Source organism: Lutibacter oceani (assembly GCF_003384935.1).
In the GTDB taxonomy this organism is placed as follows: Bacteria; Bacteroidota; Bacteroidia; order Flavobacteriales; family Flavobacteriaceae; genus Lutibacter; species Lutibacter oceani.
In genome coordinates, this window is sequence record NZ_QTTQ01000012.1 from 219,662 (window position 1) to 235,578 (window position 15,917).

The 15,917-nt window shown below is 28.2% G+C and carries 16 protein-coding genes; 7 read left to right on the forward strand and 9 right to left on the reverse strand.

Going from position 1 to position 15,917, the window contains the following annotated elements:
* The 4 genes from cysS to BX611_RS13925 form a co-directional block, all read right to left on the reverse strand.
* Entirely contained in the window at positions 1–1,479 is a 1,479-nt protein-coding gene (gene cysS / locus BX611_RS13910) for a cysteine--tRNA ligase (protein ID WP_115882423.1), read from the reverse strand.
* A gap of 106 nt (positions 1,480–1,585) precedes the next feature.
* Positions 1,586–3,112 (reverse strand): hypothetical protein, encoded by a 1,527-nt coding sequence (locus BX611_RS13915; RefSeq protein WP_115882425.1) that lies wholly within the window; start codon positions 3,110–3,112, stop codon positions 1,586–1,588.
* A complete protein-coding gene (locus tag BX611_RS13920; RefSeq protein ID WP_115882427.1) occupies positions 3,093–3,647 on the reverse strand; it encodes a hypothetical protein in 555 nt (184 codons plus the stop codon). Before BX611_RS13920 ends, BX611_RS13915 begins: the two co-directional genes overlap by 20 nt.
* Positions 3,640–4,188: an RNA polymerase sigma factor gene (locus BX611_RS13925; protein WP_115882429.1), complete on the reverse strand. Its 549-nt coding sequence runs from the start codon at positions 4,186–4,188 to the stop codon at positions 3,640–3,642. The genes BX611_RS13920 and BX611_RS13925 overlap by 8 nt, the downstream gene beginning before the upstream one ends.
* A gap of 103 nt (positions 4,189–4,291) precedes the next feature.
* Between BX611_RS13925 and BX611_RS13930 the strand changes: the two genes are divergently transcribed.
* From BX611_RS13930 to BX611_RS13960, 7 genes are all read left to right on the forward strand, one after another.
* Positions 4,292–5,005 carry a glycosyltransferase gene (locus tag BX611_RS13930; protein WP_115882431.1) on the forward strand — a complete coding sequence of 238 codons (714 nt, stop codon included), beginning with the start codon at positions 4,292–4,294 and terminating at the stop codon, positions 5,003–5,005.
* Entirely contained in the window at positions 5,005–5,625 is a 621-nt protein-coding gene (locus BX611_RS13935; RefSeq protein ID WP_115882433.1) for a lipid-A-disaccharide synthase N-terminal domain-containing protein, read from the forward strand. Before BX611_RS13930 ends, BX611_RS13935 begins: the two co-directional genes overlap by 1 nt.
* Positions 5,626–5,642: 17 nt before the next feature.
* The gene (locus BX611_RS13940; protein WP_115882435.1) at positions 5,643–7,268 is read left to right on the forward strand and encodes an ArnT family glycosyltransferase; all 1,626 of its coding nucleotides are present in this window, start codon (positions 5,643–5,645) and stop codon (positions 7,266–7,268) included.
* Positions 7,269–7,372: 104 nt separating this feature from the next.
* Positions 7,373–8,131 (forward strand): glycosyltransferase, encoded by a 759-nt coding sequence (locus BX611_RS13945; protein WP_115882437.1) that lies wholly within the window; start codon positions 7,373–7,375, stop codon positions 8,129–8,131.
* 2 nt (positions 8,132–8,133) lie between these two features.
* Complete coding sequence (locus BX611_RS13950; RefSeq protein WP_115882439.1) at positions 8,134–9,534, forward strand: ArnT family glycosyltransferase; 1,401 nt, start codon at positions 8,134–8,136, stop codon at positions 9,532–9,534.
* A gap of 6 nt (positions 9,535–9,540) precedes the next feature.
* On the forward strand, positions 9,541–11,166 hold the full coding sequence (locus BX611_RS13955; protein ID WP_115882441.1) for an ArnT family glycosyltransferase: 1,626 nt from the start codon (positions 9,541–9,543) through the stop codon (positions 11,164–11,166).
* Positions 11,167–11,178: 12 nt separating this feature from the next.
* The gene (locus BX611_RS13960; RefSeq protein ID WP_115882443.1) at positions 11,179–11,847 is read left to right on the forward strand and encodes a hypothetical protein; all 669 of its coding nucleotides are present in this window, start codon (positions 11,179–11,181) and stop codon (positions 11,845–11,847) included.
* Here BX611_RS13960 and BX611_RS13965 read toward each other — a convergent pair.
* The 5 genes from BX611_RS13965 to BX611_RS13985 are packed head-to-tail and all read right to left on the reverse strand — an operon-like array spanning position 11,840 to position 15,845.
* Complete coding sequence (locus tag BX611_RS13965) at positions 11,840–12,412, reverse strand: phosphatase PAP2 family protein (protein WP_115882445.1); 573 nt, start codon at positions 12,410–12,412, stop codon at positions 11,840–11,842. The genes BX611_RS13960 and BX611_RS13965 overlap by 8 nt on opposite strands.
* Positions 12,413–12,429: 17 nt before the next feature.
* A complete protein-coding gene (locus BX611_RS13970; RefSeq protein ID WP_115882447.1) occupies positions 12,430–13,548 on the reverse strand; it encodes a peptidylprolyl isomerase in 1,119 nt (372 codons plus the stop codon).
* 12 nt (positions 13,549–13,560) lie between these two features.
* Entirely contained in the window at positions 13,561–14,292 is a 732-nt protein-coding gene (locus BX611_RS13975; RefSeq protein ID WP_115882449.1) for an FKBP-type peptidyl-prolyl cis-trans isomerase, read from the reverse strand.
* Positions 14,279–14,824, reverse strand: coding sequence for a gliding motility-associated peptidyl-prolyl isomerase GldI (gene gldI, locus BX611_RS13980; protein WP_115882451.1), 546 nt, complete (start codon positions 14,822–14,824; stop codon positions 14,279–14,281). Before gldI ends, BX611_RS13975 begins: the two co-directional genes overlap by 14 nt.
* Positions 14,814–15,845, reverse strand: a complete 1,032-nt coding sequence (locus BX611_RS13985; RefSeq protein WP_115882453.1) for a DHH family phosphoesterase — start codon at positions 15,843–15,845, stop codon at positions 14,814–14,816. The genes gldI and BX611_RS13985 overlap by 11 nt, the downstream gene beginning before the upstream one ends.
* Between the last annotated feature and the right edge of the window lie 72 nt (positions 15,846–15,917).

Below are 15,917 nucleotides of genomic sequence, written 5' to 3' on the forward strand. Positions count from 1 at the left end.
TTAATTTACAGAAAAAGTAGTTCCTTCTTTTCCATCTTTTAATTGAATTCCTAACCCTGCTAAGTCATCTCTTATCTTATCAGAAAGTGCCCAATCTTTATTATCACGAGCTGCTTTACGCATACCAATCAACATTTCAACAACACCTGATAATTTATCTGAACTATCTTCTTGCAACTCATTTCTTAAACCTAAAACGTCAAAAACAAAAGCGTTAATTGTTGTTTTAAAATCTTGTAAATCTTCCTCAGATATAGTTGCTTTCTTTTCAATTAATAAGTTCACATACTTTACAGCTTCAAACAAATTAGCAATTAAAACAGGTGTATTAAAATCATCGTTCATCGCATCATAACATTTTTGTTTCCATGCTTTAATGTCAATTGATGACACTTTGTCAAGATCAATTTTATCAATACTATTAACAGCTTCCATTAATTTTATATAGCCTTTTTCGGAAGCTTCCAAACCTGTACTTGTAAAATCTAAAATACTGCGGTAATTAGCTTGCAACATAAAAAATCGTGTTGCACTTGGTGAAAATGCTTTACTTAATATTTTATTGTTTCCAGAAAATATTTCGTTAGGTAAAATATAATTACCTGTTGATTTTGCCATTTTTTGACCGTTTAAAATCAACATATTTGCGTGCATCCAATAATTTACAGGGTTTACACCATTTTTGGTTTTAGATTGTGCAATTTCACATTCGTGATGTGGAAATTTTAAATCCATTCCTCCTCCGTGAATATCAAAAGTTTCACCTAAATATTTTGTACTCATTGCTGAACATTCTAAATGCCAACCCGGAAAACCATCGCTCCAAGGCGATGGCCAACGCATAATATGGCGTTCATCTGCTTTTTTCCAAAGTGCGAAATCTTGTGGGTTTTTCTTTTCAGATTGTCCATCAAGTTCTCGTGTGTTATGAATTGAATCTTCAATATTTCTACCGGAAAGAATTCCATAATGTTCAGTTTCATTGTATTTTAATACATCAAAATATACTGATCCATTAATTTCATAAGCCAAACCTTTTGCTAAAATATCCTTAATAATTTCTATTTGTTCCACAATATGCCCCGTAGCAGTTGGCTCAATACTTGGTGGTAAATTATTAATTTTTTGAAGTGTTTCATGAAAATCTACGGTGTAGCGTTGTACTACTTCCATAGGCTCAATTTCTTCTAAACGGGCTTTTTTAGCAATACGATCTTCACCTGCATCCGCATCATTTTCTAAATGCCCAGCATCAGTAATATTACGCACATAGCGCACTTTATAACCCAAATGTTTTAGATAACGGAAAATCATATCAAAAGACATGAAGGTTCTAACATTACCTAAATGCACATTGCTATATACGGTTGGACCGCAAACATACATTCCTACTTTACCTTCTATAACTGGTTTAAATAGTTCCTTAGTTTTACTTAAAGAATTGTATATTTTTAGCTGATTTGATTTGTATAATTCCATTAATAATAAATTGTTTTTGAATTTGTAAAGATAATAACAATTATGTAATGGAAAAATTTATACTACTGAGGATTTTGTAGTATTTAAAATAAAGTAAAATGGAATTTTAATCTAAAATAATTGTACTATAAACACCTGTTAAAAACAATTTGTTTAAGGTTGATTTATCCAGGTAATAACCTTCCATAATTTGAACACCATCATTTCTGTTAGTTGTTTTATTTGTTGTTAATTTTTTATTCAAACTAATAGTAGATTTTTTACCATTTATTTGAAAAGCATATTTTGCGTTAGACAAGTTAATGTTTGCTTTTGAATAGTCTAAAATTAGGTTAAACACTTCAAAATCAGTAACTATATTCGATATTTCTAAATTTCCAAATTTTTGGCTTAATGCAACATTACTTCCAATTTTCTCTATAGAAACATCTGATGAGTTGGAAAATAAATTACTATTTTCAAATGTTCCAAACTTGGCGTTTGGAACATTTTTTAATGTAATATTACTTGCATTTAAGGTTTCAATTTCAACCGGAGAATTGGAAAATGATAATTCATTTTTTGACCCTGTAATTAATCCCCCAACAAAATTACTGTATGACATATTAGCGGACATTTTTTTATTAGACTCCGGAATATTCACTTTACCATGTCGTACATTTAAATCGAAAGTTGCTTTTTTAGGAACTTTAATCTTTAAATATTTTTTAATTTTAACCTTAGAATTTTTATTGGTACTATTGAGAAAATAAACGTTTTCAGTGTAATTATGTAACGAATCTAATATATTTTCGCGGTAATTATGTAATGAATCAAATTTTCCATTCTTCTTCAATCGTTTAAGTTCAGCCATAGCTGCTTTGTTAGCTTCCTTAGCCATTTTAACCTGTTCTAAAATTTCATCTCTATTTTCAAGAACATGTATTTTGGCTTCTTCAGCTACTCTTTTAGCCTCCTCTAAAGAGTGCTTAAATGCTTCTGAATTTTGGAGTTCTTTCATCTCCTTTGCTATTTCTTTTGCAGCTTTTTTGTATTCTTCTACCTGTTTTTTAAATTCGTGTGAGTTTCTCACAGAATCCAATTGTTTTTTCCAATTACTGTTCTTAAATTTTTCAACACCTTCTGACACCCTCATTTTATAGTTTTTCAAGTAGGTAGAATCACTTTTATATAGCTGGTAATCAAATTCAAATTCGGGCATTTCAGGCATTTCGGGCATTTCAGGAAAGGGAATTTCAGGGAAATCAAAATCCATATCAGGAATTTCAAAATGAGGAATTTCAAAATCCATACCTGGAAAATCGAAATCGCTGTCAAATTCAAAGTGCATATTATCTGATAATGATGAAATTTTCACTTTACTTTTATTTCCTAAAGCTTCAAATTTCCATTGTTTTAATATTTTTTTAGCTTCGTTTTCTTCAACCCCTTCAACTTCCATAACTGCTTCTACAGAAACTTCGTTTCTATTCCAAGTTTCAATATCAACATCCATAAAGGCTGCATTTATAACAATTTCAACATCTGAATTTACTTTAAAATTCTCTTTAATTTTTTTATCAAAAGTTTGTGCGTTTAAAGCAACAGAAAATAGCAATAAAAAAGCTGTTATATTATATGTGTATGTTTTCATTTTCTGATTTGTTAAGATTTTTTAATTCGTTTAATTGTTCTTTAAGTTGATACAATAGTTTTAAGCGTAATTGTAAATTATCAATTAAAGCATTAATTGTTTTTTCATTTAAACCTTGCGTATTTAGCTCTTGAGTTAACAACTTATAATCAGCAGTTAATTCACTTATTTTTTCAAAATAACCATCTAATAACTCTTTATTTTCTTTTGTTTCTTCTAAGCTGGAAATTTCTGTATTTATACTTGCTAAATAGTAATTCTCAATTTTTTTTAACTCAGGAGAAATACTTCCTAAACTTTCTATTTTGGCTGTTTCAACAGTTTTTACAGAAGTACTACCTGAAAAATAAAATATTGAACCTAACCCAATAATAACTATAAATGAAGCCGCTATTTTTAAAAATGGATAACTTACCTTTTTTGAAGCGTGTAATTCTTTTTGCAATTTAACCTCAAATTTAGCCCTGTGATTTTTAGAGAGCTTTTCCGTATGAATTTGTTTATCCTGTAACATTTTTTTTAAATCTTTAGGCATAATTATACGTTTTTAATTGACTTTTTAATTTGTTTTTACCACGCATTAACTGTGATCTGGAAGTAACCTCAGTAATGTTTAAAATTTGTGCAATTTCTTGGTGATCGTAGCCTTCAATTAAATATAAGTTTAAAACAACTTTGTATTTTTCAGGTAACTTGTTAATAGCTGAAGTAACAATATTTATGTTTACTTCTTCATTAACGGTCCAATCACTTTCATCTGCAATTGCAATATTGTTTTCTTCAATAGCAACCAATTCAATTCTTTTCTTTTTCAAATAATCAATGCATTGATTAATTACAATTTTTTTTATCCAGGCGCCGATAGTAACTTCACCTTTAAACTTTTTAATATTTTTAAACACTTTTATAAATGCATCTTGCATTATGTCTTCAGCTACAAAGTTATCTTTAACATATCGCTGCGCTATTATAAACATGGCATCGCAATACATATCATATAATTGCATTTGCGCTTTTGCTTTATTTAGCTTGCAATCATTTACAATTTTACTGTTTAAAAGAATTGTTTTACTCATTCAGTTGGTTACTTCTATTATTAAAGACGAAACATTATTTTGTGCGTTGCATTTTTATCAAAATAAATATTTTAAATTTACAACTTTAAATAAAGTGATCTAAATGACTTACGAATTTACTATAATAGTACCTGTTTATAACGAGGCAGCTAATTTAAAACGTGTTGAGCAAGAACTTTCAAACTATATTAAAATTGCATCAAAAAAAACAAAAATTTTATTTGTAAATGACGGAAGCAAAGACAAAAGTCAAGAGTTAATTGAAGAAATTTGTGCAAATAACCTAGATTTTACTTTTATACAATTTAAAGAGAATTGTGGATTAAGTGCTGCTATTACTGCCGGATTTAAAAATGTTGATACCGAATTGGTTGGATATATAGATTCTGATTTGCAAACAGCTCCTGAAGATTTCAACTTATTATTAAAAGAAATTGGAGCGTACGATTTGGTTACTGGTGTTAGAGCAAACAGAAAAGATTCCTTTGTAAAAAATATGTCTTCAACCATTGCAAATGGAATTAGAAGAAGTTTTACGCATGATGGAATGGATGATACAGGTTGCCCCTTAAAAGTTATAAAAACTGAATATGCCAAAAAAATACCAATGTTTAAAGGATTGCATCGTTTTTTACCTGCAATGATTTTATTACAAAATGGTAAAATAAAACAAATTCCTGTTCAACATTTTCCTCGGATTGCAGGTGAAGCAAAATATGGTTTATGGAATCGCCTTTTAGGTCCATTAATGGATTGTTTCGCTTATTTATGGATGAAAAAGAAATATATTAATTACAAAATTGTTAAAAAAGGTTAATGAGCAATTGGATAATTTATACCGTTGGATTTATTGCCCAGCTATTATTTTCAGGCAGGCTAATATTGCAATGGATTTTATCTGAAAAAAGTAAAAAAGTATTAACTCCATCATTATTTTGGAAACTAAGTTTAATTGCATCTTTTCTTTTATTTGTATATGGCTATTTAAGAGATGATTTTTCAATTATGTTAGGGCAAGCCCTCACCTATTTTATTTACATACGAAATTTACAATTACAAGGTGAATGGCAAAAAGCACCAAAACCTCTGCGATTATATTTGTACATTTTTCCGGTGCTTTTAGTTATTTATTCTTATAACAATAACACGTACGATATTGATAAATTATTTAGAAACGATGCAATACCGGTTTGGTTACTTGTTTGGGGAAGCATTGCACAAATAATATTTACTTTAAGATTTGTGTATCAATGGTTGTATTCAGAAAAAAATAAAGAATCTTCTTTACCATTTGGTTTTTGGCTTTTAAGTTTAATTGGCTCAATTATGATATTATTTTATGCCATATTAAGAAAAGATCCCGTACTTTTAATAGGTCATTTAATGGGATCTGTAATTTATTTTAGAAATATTCTAATTTTAAAAAAGCAGGTTTAATTAGTTTTCATTTTATTATGAAAAGCAAATTATACATTTTACTAGGTATTCTTTTTTTGCTGCTAATTTTTAAGCTTGGAAATTGGGGTTTAACTGAAAGCAGTGAGGCAAGATATGCTGAAATTGCAAGAGAAATGGTTGTAAGTGGCGATTACATAAATCCAACTTTACTTGGTATTAAGCACTTGCACAAACCTCCGGTAACTTATTATTTAACTGCACTTGGATATAAAATATTTGGAATCAATGAATTTGGCGCACGTTTTTTTATGCAATTAGCATTGGTTTTACAACTGGTTTTAGTTTTTAAAATAACCTTACAATTGTTTAAAAGCGAAAAAATTGCATTAGCAGCTTTATTAATTTATTTTTCATTTCCAATAACAATTATTGCAGTACGAACATTAACTACAGATGCTTATTTAACTACATTTATTTTAGCTTCCATTTATTTTTGGCTACAATACAAATCAAATTTAAAACCATACAATCTCTATTTATTTTACTTTTTTTTGGCATTAATCTTTGAAACAAAAGGTCCTGTAGGATTTATGATTCCGGTTACTTTTGTAGTAACCCATAAAATTTTAAATAAAGAAAAAATTGAATTCAATATGCATCAATATTTAGGATTCATTTTATTTCTGTTTGTTTCTTCTGCCTGGTATATTATTGTGATGTACAAAAATGATGGATTATTTGATTACTTTATTAACAACCAACTAGTTGAAAGAGTTACTAAAAATAACTTTAAAAGAGGAAAACCATTTTGGTATTACCTGTTTTTAATGCCTTTAATTGGTATGCCATGGCTGTTTTATTTTGTTTTTTATTTTAAAAAAAATATTAAAAATATTATTCAGCATAAAAAAACCGACTTTTTATTAATTATTACTTTTTTAACCTTATTTATTTTACTTTCAATTTCAACATCTAAATTAATTTTATATGTATTGCCATTGTATTTTATTTTAGCAATTTTTTCTGCCAGATACTTAAGTTTATGTTCTGAAAAAACAATTAAAAAAATATCTAATTTATATTTTATCTTAATAATAATTGTTACTTCAGGTTTTTTTATTGCATCATTCCTAAATTTAGAATTAAAAATAAACCGAATTTATGCATTTATAATTCTTGTGGTTTTTAGTGTTTTTGGAGCCATTTCAAACAATAAAATAGTAAACACTAATTTTATAAAACCTGCTTTTTTGGGTGCCTTATTTATTATTTCTATAATTATATCTTCAAACTATATTTTTTCCAAAAATGAATTAAAAATAAATTCTGTGAAACCACTTGCTGAATTTATTAAAAACGATTCCCAATCAGAAAATGAAGTATTAATTTATAATTATTTGCTGCCATCCTTGTCTTTTTACTTAAATAAAAATATTACTACAATTAATCACGGAAAATACACAACAACCAGGGAAGTGCAATTTGAAACCACAGATGTCTGGAAAAAAAATTTAATAAATTATTTTGACCCAAACGAACGAGAACGATTATTAAAAATTTCAAACTCTAAACCAACCTATTTAATTAAAAGAAAAAAGGATGTTTTCCCAGATACGTTAAAGGTTTTGGTGAAAACATTAAATCGCAAAAAGAATTTTGATAAATTTGAAGTTTATTACTAAAAACCAAATAAGAAAATATTAACTGTATATTTGTTGCTGTACATTATATTAAATATTTAGTGTATTCCAATTTATAAAAACTGTGTTTTAACTACCAAATTAGAATGACTGAAAAATTTAAGTTGTGTATTGTAATTCCATGTTATAATGAAGAAAAAAGATTAAATACAGCAAATATTTCCTCTTTTTTAAAGTCACAAAAAAACGTTTTATTATGTTTTGTTAACGATGGTTCTAATGATAATACGTTAACAATACTTCATAAAATTAAAGACGATTTCCCTAACAATGTGGAAGTAATTTCAATGGATAAAAATTCTGGAAAAGCTGAAACTGTCAGGTTTGGTGTACAACATTGCAATACAAACTTTACTATTGAAAAAATTGCCTATTTAGATGCAGATTTTGCAACTACATTAGAGGAATGTTTTGAAATTAGCGAACTGGTAAATGATGAGATTGTGTTTGCATTTGGTTCAAGAATTTCAAAAATTGACAACAATATTCAACGAAAAAAATTCCGACATTTAATTGGTCGAATAATAGCTACTTTTATTTCAAATCAATTAAAATTAACAGTTTACGACACACAATGTGGCTGTAAAATATTTAATGCTGAACTTTCTAAAAGTCTTTTTTCTGAAAAATTCATTTCAAAATGGTTGTTTGATGTAGAAATTTTTAATAGAATGATTGTACTCTTTGGCCGAAAAAAAATGGTTTCAATATGTAAAGAAGTTCCTTTAAAAACCTGGATAGATTATGACGAATCTAAAGTTAAAATAACTTATTTCTTTAAACTTTGGCTCGATTTATACCAAATAGGAAAAACTTATAAAACTAGAAAAAATCATTTGCATTAATTATGAAATTATTTTCTAAAAAAATATCACCATATACTTTTTGGGTTGTTTTACTAATTTTAATTAGAGCTTTTTTAAATTATGCCATTCCATTAATGGATAAAACCGAGGCACGCTATTCTGAAATTGCCAGAATAATGGCAGAAACAAATAACTGGACCACCTTACAAATTGATTATGGTGTTCCTTTTTGGGCAAAACCTCCTTTATCCACTTGGCTTTCTGCAATAAGTTTTAACATATTTGGAGTAAATGAATTTGCTGTTAGGTTTCCATATTTACTGCTAAATATTTTGGTTATTTTACTAGTTGGAAAATATGCAAAACGCAAAGGATTGGATTTTTTACTACCAGCTTTAATTTTACTTACAATTCCAGAATTCCTATTGCATACTGGAGTAGTATCCACAGATACCGCTTTGGCATTTTGTGTAACTTTAGTAATGATTTCTTTTTGGGAAGGTATACATAATAAAGAGCAAACTTTTTGGAAATACCTCTTTTTTGCAGGATTAGGATTGGGGTTATTAGCAAAAGGCCCTATAATAATTATACTAACAGCTCCTCCAGTTTTTGTTTGGATGGTGCTTTTTAAACAATACAAAACCGTTTGGAAAAAACTCCCTTGGATTGTAGGAATAATTATAACAGCTATAATTGCAATACCGTGGTATTATTTAGCTGAACAAAAAACACCCGGATTTATAGATTACTTTATTGTAGGTGAACACTTTAAACGCTTTTTAAGTTCTGGTTGGAAAGGCGACAAATATGGTTTCCCTAAATCGCAACCACTAGGAATGATTTGGGTATTTTTATTTGTTTTTGCCATTCCTTGGATTCAAATATTAATAAGTAAACTCTGGAAGAACAAATCAATTTTATTTAAAAATAAATGGGTTTCTTTTTTACTTTTTTGGCTTTTATGGACTCCTTTATTTTTTACGGTTTCTAAAAGTTTAATTCACCCATATATTATGCCAATTATGGTTCCAATTGCACTTTTAATAACCTATTGGTGGGAAGATCTTAAATACCCAAAAAGAATTATTGACATCGGTTTGGTATTTCCAATTTTAGCTCTTGTAGTATATATTGCGATATCATTTACTTCAAAAAAAGATTTTTATATTAATTCGGACAAGTATTTTATTGAACAACATATAAATGATAACCTCCCAATTTTTCATTGGGAAACTAAAAGTTATTCTGGTCAATTTTATTCAAAAGGAAAATTAAAAGCGATGGAAAATGCTCAAGCCTTAACAGAACAGCTTTCATTAAAAAAACCGTTTCTACTAATTATTCCTCATAAAAAAATTAAAAATATTGATGAGAATACTATGAGCCAATTAAAAGAGTTAGCGTCAAATTATAAGAAAAGTATCTATATTTTCAACTAAAAAGAAATGATAAAAATTATAGAAAAATATCCAATTGCAACCTTATCTATTGTAATTATCTTAATGCTTTTGGTACACTTAGACATTCCAAATGTTACCATTATGGAAGCGCGTAATTTTATCACCGCACGCGAAATGGTACAAGATAACAACTGGTTACTAACCACCATGAATGGTGAACCACGTTATCAAAAACCACCATTACCAACTTGGTTTACAGCTGTTTCAGGGTTAATTTTTGGAATAAATAACCTTTTTGCATTAAGACTTCCAGCAGCGTTAATGGTTTTATTTTTAGGGATTTTTAGTTATTATTTTTCTTTAAAATTAAATGTATCAAAAAAGCATAGTTTTCGAAATAGTTTAATTTTAGTAACATCATTTTATGTTTTTGCAATTTTAAATGAAGCCCCATGGGATATTTATTCACACGGCTTTATGTTGGCTGGTTTGTATTTTCTTTTTCAGTTTTTTGATAAAAAAAAGTTTGTTTGGAAAAACATAATACTTTCTGCAATTTTTATTGGACTCTCAATTATGAGCAAAGGTCCAGTTTCTTTATATGCTGTATTTTTACCTTTTTTAATTTCCTATGGAATTGTTTTTAAATTTAAAAACCTAAAAACAAAATTATTACCACTTTTAAGTTTTATAGTTCTTTTTATACTTATTGGCGGATGGTGGTTTGTATATGTAAGAATTGTAGATTCTCAGGCATTTTTAGAAATAGCAACCAAAGAAACTGGAAATTGGAGTAGTTATAATGTAAAACCCTTTTATTATTACTGGAGCTTTTTTACACAATCGGGCTTATGGACAATTCCCGCATTTATTAGTTTATTATATCCTTATTTAATAAATCGTATAGAGAATAAAAAAGCTTATAAGTTTACATTTTGGTGGACAATTAGTGCTTTTATTTTACTTTCAATAATTCCAGAAAAAAAAGCACGTTATTTAATGCCTGTATTAATTCCGTTAGCTTTAAATACTGGGTTTTATATACAATATTTAATAAAACATTTTTCAAAATTAACATCAAAAAAGGAAACTTTTCCTGTTTATTTTAACTTCGGATTAATTGGATTAATTGCAATTAGTTTGCCAATTGGTTTGTATATTGTTTTAAAGAATAACTTCCAAACATATTTAGTAAACTATATCTTAATTTCAATAGCAACAATAGGTATTGGTGTGTTTATTTTTATTTTTTTAATAAAAAGGAAATTTATAAATGTGTTCTATTTAACCATCCTTTTTATGGTTTCCGTATTTTTATTTGGATTGCCAATTTCAAAATATTTCAATAAAAACAAAGATTTTAAAGCTATAAATTCATTACATTTATTAGAGAAAGAAAACACTGTTAAAACATACTCCATCGGGGAAATTACACCAGAATTACTTTGGGATTATAACGGGAAATTGAAAGATATTTACAAAAATGAAACTTTAGAAATCCCTTCTGAAGATAATTTTGGATTGTTACTCATGAACGAAGATGTTGAAAAAATTACCGCAAAACTAATTGATAAATACAACTTGCAATTAACTGAAACTTACAATTTAAATGTTGGTTCAAAAAATAAAGAAAGATTGATTAGACAGTTTTATTTAGTTTCAAAAAAATAGTACTTTTGATATATGAAAACACTTACAAAATTTGATAAAATCGGCTACCTTTTTTTACTAATTATATTTGGATTAGGCATTTATTACGCGAACACGAACCTTCAATATTTTGATGAAGTTTATACTGTAGAAGATGGTTTTGTTGAAAATGGATCGGCCATTTTTCTGTTTAGTTCATGCCTGTTGTTGCTGTACCGTTTTTTTAAATTGTTTAAACAAAAAGACTTCTTTTGGAAAATTGGAATTTTAGCAATAGCAATTGTTTTCTTTTTTGGAGCTGGTGAAGAAATTTCTTGGGGACAGCGTATTTTTAATATAGAATCTTCAGAATATTTTTTAGAAAATAACGCCCAAGGTGAAACCAATTTACATAATATGGTGGTTGATGGAAAAAAGATTAATAAGTTAGTTTTTAGTCAGCTTTTAACTGTAGTATTAGTAATATACTTAATAATTACTCCTTTTTTATTTAGAAAATACGGTTGGGTTAAAAATTTAGCAAATAAGTTTGCAGTTCCAATTGTACAATGGCATCATACCATTTCATTTTTAGTTGGCACATCATTACTGGTTTTTATTTCATCAAATAGAAAATGGGAAATATACGAATTGGCGTTTAGTGTAATTTTCCTTTTGATTTTTATAAAGCCATTAAATAAAGAAATCTATAGTTCTAATTAGGCATAAACTTTTTTAAAAATACTTTAAAAAGTTTAAATAGTATAAATCCATAAAAGGCTCCAATTAAAGCTCCTGTAAACACATCCAAAGGAAAGTGTACGCCAATATAAATTCTACTAAATGCTACTAATAACGCCCAAACTATTAGAAAATAGGTTATAAATTTATACGTGTTTTTTAATAGTAAACTAAAAAATACTGCAAGTACCATGGAATTGGATGCATGCGCTGAATAGTAGGAATATAAACCCCCACAACGCTCTTTCACCAATCTTATTAAACCTTGAATAGACTCGTCATGGCAAGGTCTTAATCTTTTAAAACCATACTTAAACAAGTTGCTAGTTTGATCACTTATTGTAATAAACAAAACAACAAATAATACCATTACAAAAGTTTTCTTTAAACCGAAGTTTTTAAACGATAAATAAAGTAATAATAAATACAATGGGATGGCACTGAACTTGTTTGAAATAAACAGCCAAAAACCATCCCATTGTGTAGTTCCTAAATTATTTAGGAAAATTAATAATTCAATGTCTTTATCAATAATTGATTCTATCATTGAATATAAAAAATTTATTATTGTTCTGTTGATTTTACAATTTGAACTAGTTCTAATTCAAAAACTAAATCCGTATTTGGAGGAATTACACCTCCAGCACCTTGCATACCATAACCTAAATGAGAAGGTATAAAAAGCATTGCTTTATCACCTATTTTCATTTGTTGAATACCCTCTTTAAAACCAGGAATTAACCTTGCTTCTGGTCCATATTCAGTTGTAAATGGAGCATATCCATTTTTTTTATCTCTAGCTTCACTATAAACTTGGTAAGCTTTGGCAACATCTTTATAACTTGTATCAAATAATTTACCATTAGTAAAATAACCTGCGTAATTTACTTTTACTTGAGCTCCAATAACTGGAACTTCACCATTTTTGGTTTCAGTTATTACATACTTCAAGCCAGATGTTAATTCTGTAGCTTTTAATAAATTATCTTCAATCTTTTTTAAAGTATTTGCAATTGCCAACTGAATTTTCTCTTCTTCTATTTTTTGTGCTGCTTCATGTTCAGCATAATATTCAGAAAAAACTGCTCCAGCCTTGAATTTCTTCGCAGCCCTTCCAATATTTATAATTTCTACTTTTCTAATTGTATCATTTTGAGCAATTGAATCTACAACAGACTGCCCTTTAATTACATTTCCAAATACTGTATGAATACCATCTAACCAAGGAGTTTTAGTATGTGTTATAAAAAACTGACTTCCATTAGCAGCAGGTCCTGAATTTGCCATTGACAAAATTCCGGCTTTGTCATGTTTTAATAAAAGGCTATCGTTTTCACCTCTAGGAAACTCATCAATAAACTTATAACCTGGCCCTCCAGAACCTGAAGCTAAGGGATCGCCACCTTGAATCATAAAATTCTTCATTACTCTATGAAAAGTTAAACCATCATAATAATGTTTTCCCTTTAAAGAATCAACTACATGTTTATTTGTCCCTTCTGCCAAGGAAACAAAATTAGCAACGGTTATTGGTGTTTTTTCAAATTCAAGTTTTAATAAAATAGTTCCCTTATCAGTTACCAAATCTGCATACATTCCATCTTCTAAATCAGTATATTTAGTTGGCTTGCAGGATACAGTTATTAAAGCAAATACAATAATAAATAATTTTAATATTCTCATATTTAAATTATCTTATTTTTTTACAATATCTAATAACTCAACTTCAAAAATTAAAGTATCAAATGGTCTTATAGCACCACCTTGACGTGGAGTTGAACCGTAACCTAATTCCTGAGGAATAAAGAATTTGTATTTAGAACCAACAGCCATTAATTGCAAACCTTCAGTCCACCCTTTAATAACTCTATTAACACCAAATTCAGCTGGAGTTCCTTTATCTACTGAGCTGTCAAATACAGTACCGTCTATCAAAGTACCATGATAATGTACTTTTACTTTTGAAGTTGCTACTGGCTTTTCACCGCTTCCTTCTTTCATAACTATATATTGTAAACCACTTTCTGTTGTTATAACACCAGCTTTTGATTTATTTTCTTCTAGAAATTTTTCTCCTTCCGCTTTTACATCAGCAAATTTTTCTGCGGCAATTTTTGCAGCCTCCTCTTGTTGCTGTTTTCTTTTTTCTTGCTGAAGTTTTTGGAAATAAGTATTTACTATTTTAGTAACTTCATTTGCATTAAACTTTAAATTTGTTGAGTCAATTCCGTTTTTTAATCCTTGAAAATATAATTCTTCATTAACATTTTCAAAATTACTTTTTATTTTAAGCCCCATATCCATTCCCAAAGCATAGCTAACAGAGTCTATTTCAGATTTCAATGGTTTATTTGAAACTCCATTTGAGTTACAAGAAGCTAATGATATTACAATTACACTTAGAAATAAAGATTTAATTACTTTCATTTTTTTTATTTATTTTAATTAATTGAACTTTATATATCAAGGGTTGGTTTACCCTAATTTTATTTTGATCTCCCAAATATCCAAAAACTTTATGAGATGGAAACAAAAAAGTTGCATTGTCTCCAACATTCATAAGTTTTAAACCTTCTCTAAGACCTTCAACAATCTCTTCTTTATCCACAATATAACTTTGAATACCTATTTCATTTTCGCTATAAATTAATTGATTATTTACATCAAATATTTCATAGGAATACAAAACTTCATCTTCGGTTTTAGGAAAATATGTATTTTCAGTTTTTAAATTAAACGAATACCAAAAACCATAATCACTTGCAATATAATTGTTTAATGAATCTGTTTTCATCAATTCTTTAAAAATATTTTCCTGAATTGCTATTAAAGATTTATTGTATTGCACAGATTCTTGCATTGTAGAAGATGACTTTCTTAATATAGGTTTTCTTGGTTGTGGATTATTACAAGAAAGCATCATTAAAATTAAAAAATAACTATAAAAACTAAGCCTCATAAGAATTTAATAATTCGGTTTTATAACCTGGTAATATTTTTAAAAATTTTGAAACTGTAGCATCTAAAGAAACCTCTGACCTTCCTCCTGCTGCATTGTCATGTCCTCCTCCATTAAAATGGTTTCTGGCAAATTCATTTACAGAAAAACTACCTTTTGATCTTAAAGAAATTTTTACAATTTTTTGCTCTACATCTTCAATAAAGATTGCTGCGAAAATAACATTCTCAACCGACAAGGCGTAATTAACTACTCCTTCTGTATCCCCTTTTTGATAATTAAATTCGTCTAATTCTTTCTGAGTTAACGTTATATAGGCTGTTTTTAGTTTATGAATAACTATTAAATTACTTAAAGCACAGCCTAAAAGCTGTAATCGTCCATAAGAATTTGTATCATAAACATGATTATGAATAGATGCATTATTAGCACCATTATCAATTAAATCGGCAATTATTCTATGCGTAACACTCGTTGTTGAAGCAAACCTAAAAGAACCCGTATCAGTCATAATACCAGTATATAAACAAGTAGCAATTTCATTATCTATTGCTGTTACCTCATCTAATTTTTCTAAAAAATGATAAACCATTTGGCAGGTAGAACAAATTGATGTGTCTGAAAATAAGTACTTTGCAATGTCATCTGGTTGTTGGTGATGATCAATCATAATAAAATTGCCAATAAAATCCTTTAACGTATTTTCCATATCAGAACCCACACGATGTAAGGCATTAAAATCTAATAAAAATATAATAGAAGCTTCATCAATTGCATTTTTAGCTTGTCTATTTTGCATATCAAACTTTAAAACGTCTTTGGAGCCTGGCATCCATTTTAAAAAATTAGGGTAATCATTTGGAGCAACAACAGTTACTTTATGTCCTTTATTATTTAAATAATGATACATTGCTAAACTAGCTCCAATTGCATCCCCATCGGGATTTCTATGTGGAACCAATACTATTTTTTTTGGGCTTGCAAGCAGCTGCTTTACTTCCTTAAAATCTCTTAACTTCATAAGTGGCAAATATACAATTTAATACTATAATTTTATTTGATGCACAATTGTATATTTGTTAAATTGAACTTA